Here is a 7,888-nt window from a genome sequence, read left to right as displayed (position 1 = left end):
TGGCGTGGGGTGAGGAGTAGTCCTTCTTGGCGGGCGCGGCTGACGAGTTGGATGGACAGGATGCTGTCGCCGCCCAGCGCGAAGAAGCCGTCCTCCGGTCCGGCGGCCTCGGGTATGGCCAGTACGTCGGCGAACAACTGGCACAGCGTGCGTTCGTGGGCATTGGCGGGGGCTCGTCCCTGAGCGGTGCTGGCGGTTGCCGGTGTCGGAGCGGGTAGGGCGGAGTGGTCGAGTTTGCCGTTGGCGGTCAGTGGCAGGTGTTCCAGTGGGATGTAGTGGGCGGGGATCATGTAGTGGGGGAGCCGGTCGGCCAGCTGGGTTCGGATCTCCGCCGCAGGCGGGGGTTCGGTGTCGGCCTGTGCGGGGGTGAGGTAGGCGACGAGGCGGCGGTCGCCGGGGCGGTCTTCGCGGACGGTGACCACGGCCTGCCCGATACCGGGATGTGTGGTGAGCGCGGCCTGGATTTCTCCTGGCTCGATGCGGAATCCGCGGACCTTTACTTGTTCATCGGCTCGTCCGCGGAATTCCAGCTGTCCAGCGGGTGTCCATCGCACCAGGTCCCCGGTGCGGTACATGCGTTCCCCGCCCGTCGTACCGTATGGGCAGGCCACGAACCGTTCCGCGGTCAGTCCCGGTCGTGCCCAGTACCCCCGCGCCACTCCGCACCCGGCTACGTACAACTCGCCGACCACACCCACCGGAACCAACCCCAACCCCGCATCCAGCACAAACAAGCGGGTGTTGCCGATGGGTGTGCCGATCGGTGGCGGGCCCGTGTCCTCGGGAGTGGTGAGGTGTCCCGTCGTGTCGACGGTGGTCTCGGTCGGGCCGTAGGAGTTGTGCAGCCGCGCATGCGGAAGCGTGGCGACGAAGGAGTCGCGCAGATCGGCGGTCAGCGGTTCGCCACCGCAGACGACGTGGCGCAGGGAGGCGCAGAGCCGCCGTGCCCCCTCCCACTCCAGCAGCAACCGCAGCAGGGTCGGCACACAGTGCACCACCGTGACCCCGTGACGTTCGACGGCGGACAGCAGATGGCCGGGGTCGGCGTGGTGATCGGGGTCGGTGCCGATGATGCTTCCACCGGTGAGCAGCGGGCAGAAGAGCTCCCACACCGAGACGTCGAAACTCATCGGTGTCCGCATGAGGAAGCGGTCGTGCTCGGTCCAGCCAAAGGTCCCGATCCGCCACAGCAGGTTGTTGACGATGGCTCCGTGCGGGACCACGACCGCCTTGGGCTTGCCCGTCGAGCCCGAGGTGTAGATGACGTACGCCGGATGCTCGGGCGTCAGCGGTGTCGGCCGCTCGTCGTCGGACACGTCCCCCGCGTCGTGGCGTTGCAGGCGGGCGTGGGTGTCTTCGGTGTCGAGGAGGAGCCAGGGCAGGGTGGCGGTGCTGGTGGGGAGGGTGTTGGCGAGTGTGCTGGTGGTGAGGAGGAGGGTGGGTTCGCTGTCGTGGAGCATGAAGGTGATGCGGTCCGGTGGGTAGCCGGGGTCGAGGGGGACGTAGGCGGCTCCGGCTTTGGTGGCGGCGAGCACGGCGGTGATCAGCTCAGGGGAGCGTGGCAGGGCGAGGGCGATACGTGTTTCCGGTCCGGCGCCGTGGTCGATGAGTAGCCGGGCCAGCTGGTTGGCGCGCGCGTTGAGGTCCGTGTAGGACACCCTGTCGTCCTCGAACACCACCGCGGTGGCCTGCGGAGTGAGTGCCGCCTGTTCCTCGAACAGCTCCGGCAGCACCCGTCCCGTCCCGGCCGTCGCCACCGAGGCACCCGTACCCCAGTCCAGCAGCCGCCCCCGTTCCTCCTCGGAGCAACCGTCGACCCGCCCGACCCTGACGTCAGGGTCGAAGGCCATGGCCTCCAGCACCCGCACCAGGCGGTCGGCGATGGTCGCGACGTCCTCGTGCCCGAACAGGTCCGGACGGTAGCCGAGCCGCATGTGCAGCCGCTCGTCCGGGACGACCAGCAGGGACAGGGCGTAGTGCACGGCGTCCCGCCCCGTGATGTCGACCGTCCTCAGTTCCCTGCCCGGATCGAGCAACTGCCCCTGGTTGATGGGGTAGTTCTCGAAGACCGTCGTCGTGTCGAAGAGGTCCCCGGAGCGCACTCCGCTCAGCCGCTGGATCTCGGCGAGCCCCAGGTGCTGGTGGTCGAGCAGCTCCGTCTGCTCCTCCTGGAGCCGGGAGAGCAGCCCGCCCAGCGACTCCTGGGGATCGATGCGCAGCCGTACCGGCACGGTGTTGATGAACAGGCCCACGATGGCCTCCACACCCGGCAGCTCCGCGGGGCGGCCCGAGACCGTGGTGCCGAACACCACGTCGTCCCGCCCGGTGAGCCTCCCGAGGACCAGCCCCCACGCCGCCTGGACGAGGGTGTTCAACGTGAGCCCCGAGCGCCTGGCGCGCTGTGAGAGCCGTGCGGTCAGCTCGGGGGACAGGTCGGTGGAGTACTCCTCCGGCCACATCGCGGCACGCCCCGGAGCGGCGGGGGCGACCAGCGTGGGCTCGGTCAGCCCCTCCAGCGCCGTGCGCCAAGCGGCGCGGGCGGCGTCCCGGTTCCGCCGCCCCAGCCAGGCCAGATAGTCGCGGTAGGGCACCGGCCGAGGCAGGCCCGTCTCGTCACCGGACCGTTCGTACAGCGCGAACAGTTCGCGCAGCACCAGGGGCACCGACCACCCGTCCCACAGCAGGTGGTGGTTGGTGATGACCAGCCAGTGCCGATGCGGGCCGCCACGCAGGACCGCGAAACGGACCAGCGGTGGCCGCGCCGGATCGAACCGTACGGAGCGGTCCTCGGCCAGCCACCGCTCCACCGCGTCCCGGCGTTCGTCCTCCGCGACCGCGGTGAGGTCCGCCTCCTGCCACGGCACGGACACCGCACCGGCGACGGCCTGGACGGGATGGGACAGGCCGTCATGCAGAAACGCGGCGCGCAGATGCGGATGCCTGCGCAGCAGCGCGTCGGCGGCCACGCGGAACCGGCCCGCGTCGAAGGGGCCCTCCAACTCCAGGCAGAGCTGGACGAGATACACATCCGGGGCCGTGTCGTCGTACACGGCGTGGAACAGCAGTCCCTCCTGCAGCGGGCTGAGCGGCAGAACCTCCACACTGCCCGGGGCCTTCCGCTCGACGCTCTCCGACTCCGCCCGGGAGAGCCGGACGAGTGTTCCTTCTGAGCGGCCCAGGCCCTCGGCGGCCGGCTCGTCGGGCGTACGGGCCACGGCGGCGAGTGCCGCGGGCGTCTTGTACTGGAAGACCTGGCGGGGAGTGAGCACCAGCCCCTCCCGGCGGGCACGGCTGACGAGCTGGATGGAGATGATGCTGTCCCCGCCCAGCGCGAAGAACTCCTCCTCCACTCCGACCTCGGCGAGCCCCAGCACCTCGGCGAACAGGGCGCACAGGGTCTTCTCGCGCGGTGTCGCCGCGGCCCGGCCGGTGGTTCGGTCGGCCCCGGGGTCGGGTACGGGCAGCGCCGTGCGATCGAGCTTCCCGTTCGCGGTCAACGGCAGCGCGTCGAGTGTCATGAGGGCGGACGGGAGCATGTAGTCGGGCAGGGTCTCGGCGAGATGGGCCCGGAGGGACGCCACGAGTCCGCCCAGCTCATGGGAGGCGCCGGGGTCATTGGCGTACGAGCGCAACGGACGCGGTTCGCCCCTCCGCGCGGACGGGGTGACCGGAGTGGATGGCGCGGACGGCGTGGACGACGCAGACGTCGCGGATGGCACGGACTGGTCGAGCACGCGATGGTCCACACCCGCCGCCGTGTCCACGAAGACCGCGTCGAGACAGCCGTCGCTGTCGGACCAGGTGAGGGCGGCACGGTAGCCCAGACCCTCGGCGAGCTCGTGCAGGGCCTCCGGAGCGGAGGCCTCGGGCTCCGTCCCCGCGGTGGCGGCCTCGCGGACGGCGTCCGGCGCCACTCCATGCCGCAGTTGCCGCAACGCCTCCAGCTCGTCCGCGAGTCGGGCGTTGGGAATGCCGTTCACCCGCAGCATCCGGGGCCGGTGGCGCTCCAGGGTCTCCGCCACTCCGGCGGTGGTGCGCACCTCCTCGCCCCACTGCCGAGCCACCGCGTCGACCACCCGAGACGTCCCGGCCGCCTCGGTCACCCCGTCAGTCCCGTCCACCCCGTCAGTCTCGTCCACCCTGTCCGTCCCGCCCGCCCTGTCCGTCCCGGCGCCCGAAACCCCCGTGGCGGGCGCCTTGACCAGGACCACGTCGTAACGGTGGCGGGTGAGTTCATTGCTCGCATGGCCACGTTTGATGCGCACATCGACCGCCGCCACCTCGGGCAGCCGGGACGGAAGGGTGGCGAAGAGGGCGGGGTCGACGACGAGTTCGCGCTCCTGCCGGATCGCCTTGTCGACCGTGGACCGGAGGCTCTCGTTCGTCGTGCCGGGCGCTGCCTGGGCCAGGGCGACGGCCGTGGCGAAACAGCGGAGCAGACGGGCGTTGCGCACATCGCCGATGAAGATCCGGCCACCGGGCGCGAGCAGTCGCATCGCCCCGGCCACCACCTCGACCAGATACTCCACACCGGGGAAGTACTGGACGACGGAGTTGAGCACGATGGTGTCGAACCGGCCGGCGGGCAGACCGGTGAAGTCGGCCGCGGGCTGGGAGCGCAGCTGTGTGCGGTCCGCCAGGGCCGGATCGCCCGCGATCCGCTCCCGGAGGTGGCCGATGACCGCGGGAGACACATCGGTGGCCCAGTACGCCTCACAGCGCGGTGCCAGGCGCGCCATGAGCAGCCCGGTGCCGACCCCGATCTCCAGCACCCGGCGCGGCTCCAGCTCCATGATCCGGTCGACGGTCGTGGTCAGCCACTCCCGCATCTCCGGCAGCGGAATGGGCCGCTGGTCATAGCTGCTGTCCCAGCCGACGAAGTCCTCCCGCAGGACGGTCGCGGCGCGGTCCCGGTACAGCGATTCGTAGACCGTGCGCCACTCCTCCACCTGTCGGCCGGTCAGGTCGCCATCGGGGCCGGAACGGCGCGCGGGCACCGCGTAGGCCACCAGGCGCCGGTGGCCGGGACGGTCCTCGCGGACGGTCGCGGCGGCCTGCGCCACTTCGGGATGTGCCGTCAGGGCGGCCTCGATCTCACCGAGCTCGATACGGAAACCCCGCACCTTGACCTGGTCGTCCGCGCGTCCCACGAACTCCAGACGGCCGTCGCCGTCCCACCGTACGAGGTCGCCCGTGCGATACATCCGGGTGCCCGCCGGGCCGAAGGGATCGGCGACGAACCGCTCGGCGGTCATCGCCGCATGCCCCGCGTACCCCCGCGCCAGCCCCGCCCCCGCCACATACAGCTCGCCCACCACTCCGGGCGGCACCAGCCGCAGCCCGGGATCGAGTGCGTACACCGCCAGATCCGTCAGCCCCCGCCCGATCACACTCGGAGTCCCCGGTACGGCGTCCGCGTGGCCGAGCCGACGGGCGGTGACATGGACCGTGGTCTCGGTGATGCCGTACATGTTGACCACGACGGGGGCGTCGTCGCGGTGGCGTACGTACCAGCCCGCCAGCCGGGCGGGGTCCAGGGCCTCCCCGCCGAGCACGATGTACCGCAGGGCCAGCTCCGAGCCCAGCGAGGGCAGGTCCTGATCGGCGGCGATCAGCTGGTACAGGGCCGACGGCGTCTGGCACAGCACCGTGACCCGCTCGCGGACCAGCAGGCGCAGCACGTCCTCGGGGGAGCGGGTCACCTCCTTGTCCGGCACCACCAGCCGGCCACCGTGCAGCAGCGCCCCCCACATCTCCCAGACGGAGAAGTCGAAGGCGTACGAGTGGAACAGACACCACACATCGGTCTCACCGAAGGTGAACTGCTCCCGGGCGGCGCCGAACAGCCGTGCCACGTTGCCGTACGGGACCTCGACACCCTTCGGGGTACCGGTGGACCCGGAGGTGTAGATGACATAGGCCGGGTGGCGGGCGTCGAGCGGAAACGCGCGTTCGGCGTCGGACAGGTCGTGCGCGGGCAGCCCCCGCAGCCGTGCCACGGTGCCATCCGACCCGAGGACCAGGCGCTCCACGGACGGGCCGCCCGGTGGCAGGTCTTCGACGAGGCCGTCCGCGGTCACCAGCAGCGTGGCACGACTGTCGGCGAGGACGAAGGCGAGGCGCTCCGCCGGGTGGTCCGGATCCAGTGGCACGAACGCGGCCCCGGCCTTGAGTACCGCGAGAACGGCCACGACCAGGTCGGCCGAGCGCGGAAGGGCGAGGGCCACCCGCGTCTCGGCTCCCGCCCCGGAAGCCACCAGCAGCCGGGCGAGGCGGTTGGCACGCCGGTTCACCTCCGCGTACGCCAGCCTGGTGTCCCGGTGCACCACGGCCACGGCCTCGGGAGTCCTGCGCACCTGCTCCTCGAACAGCAGTGGCAGCAGCGCTTCCGTCCGCTCGGCGGGCTCCGTACGTGCCCCGCCCCATGCGCGCAGCATCAGCTCGCGCTCGCCCGGCGCCAGCGGATCGACCGTCCCGACCCGCGGATCGGCGTCCGACACCAGCATCCGCAGCACCCGCAACAGCCGCTCCGCGATCGACTCGACCGCCTCCCGCGCCAGCAGGTCCGGCTGGTACCCCATCCGGATGTGCAGCCGCTCCCCTGGAATCACCATGAGCGCCAGCGCGTAGTGGGTCGCGTCGTAACTGTCCACCGACAGCGTCCTGAGCTCCGTGGTCGGATCCAGCAGCCGCCCCTCGTCGAGGGGATAGTTCTCGAACACGGTGGTGGTGTCGAAGATCTCGCCCGATCCGATGCCCGCCAGCCGCTGGATCTCGACGAGCCCGAGGTGCTGGTGGTCCAGGAGCCGCGCCTGTTCCTCCTGCAACCGGCTGAGCAGCGCGGATACCGGCTCGCGCGGATCCATCCGCAGCCGCAGCGGAACGGTGTTGATGAACAGCCCCACCATGGACTCCACACCGGGGATCTCGGCGGGCCGCCCGGAGACCGTGGTGCCGAACACCACATCGTCCCGCCCGGTCAGCCGACCCAGCAGAATCCCCCACCCGGCCTGCACCAGCGTATTGAGGGTGAGCCCCAAACGCCGTGCCAGCAGGGTGAGTTGCCCGGCCAGCTCGGCGGGCAGGTCGAACGAGAACTCCTCCGGGGGAACCGTGGTCCGGCCGGGGGCCGCGGACGTGAGCAGAGTGGGCTCCTCCAGCCCCGCGAGGGCTCCGCGCCATGCCTCGCGCGCCGCGTCGCGGTCCTGGCGTCCACACCACTCCAGATAGGTGCGATAGGGCACCGCCCGGGGGAGCGCCGACTCATCGCCGTTGTGGTCGTAGAGGGCGAAGTACTCCTGGACGACCAGGGGCAGAGACCATCCGTCGAGCAGGATGTGATGATGCGTCAGAACGAGGTGGAAGCGGTCGTCGCCCAGCCGGAAGAGCGCGAAACGGATCAGGGGCGGACGCGTGAGATCGAAGCGGGTGCCCCGGTCCTCGACCAGCCACCGCCGAAGCTCGCGGTGCCGCTCCTCCTCGTCCAGCTCCCTGAGATCGGCCTCGTGCCAGCGGAGGGGCACCTCGCGCGGTACGAACTGGAGGGGCTGCGAAAGGCCATGGTGGAGAAAGCCCGCCCGGAGTGGCGGATGGCGCCGTACGAGTGCCTCGGCCGCCCGCCGGAACCGCGCGGGGTCGGCGGGCCCTTCGAGCTCGAAGGAGAGCTGCACCAGATACACATCCGGCGCGGCGTCGTCGTACACGGCATGGAACAGCAACCCCTCCTGGACCGCCGTCAGCGGGAGGACGTCTTCCAGCTCGCGCTTGTCCATCAGGCGTTCCTCCACCAGTCTTCGAGGTTGGTGATGTCGTGTTGGGTGAGGGTGAGGAGGGGGAGGTCGGAGGGGGTTCGGCCGCCGGTGTGGTGTTGGGTGTGGGTGGTGAGGGC

At 71.1% G+C, this 7,888-nt stretch carries 1 protein-coding gene; it reads right to left on the bottom strand.

Annotated features, from left to right (window positions below):
- Window positions 1–7,772 (bottom strand): non-ribosomal peptide synthetase (locus tag J2Z30_RS49095; protein ID WP_209469199.1); only part of this gene is annotated, 7,772 nt, incomplete at its 3' end.
- Window positions 7,773–7,888: the final 116 nt, after the last annotated feature.

Origin of the sequence: Streptomyces iranensis, assembly GCF_017874715.1 — a bacterium.
GTDB classification, from domain to species: domain Bacteria; phylum Actinomycetota; class Actinomycetes; order Streptomycetales; family Streptomycetaceae; genus Streptomyces; species Streptomyces iranensis.
The sequence above is the reverse complement of the archived record's forward strand: the minus strand, read 5'-3'. Positions and strand labels throughout refer to the sequence as shown.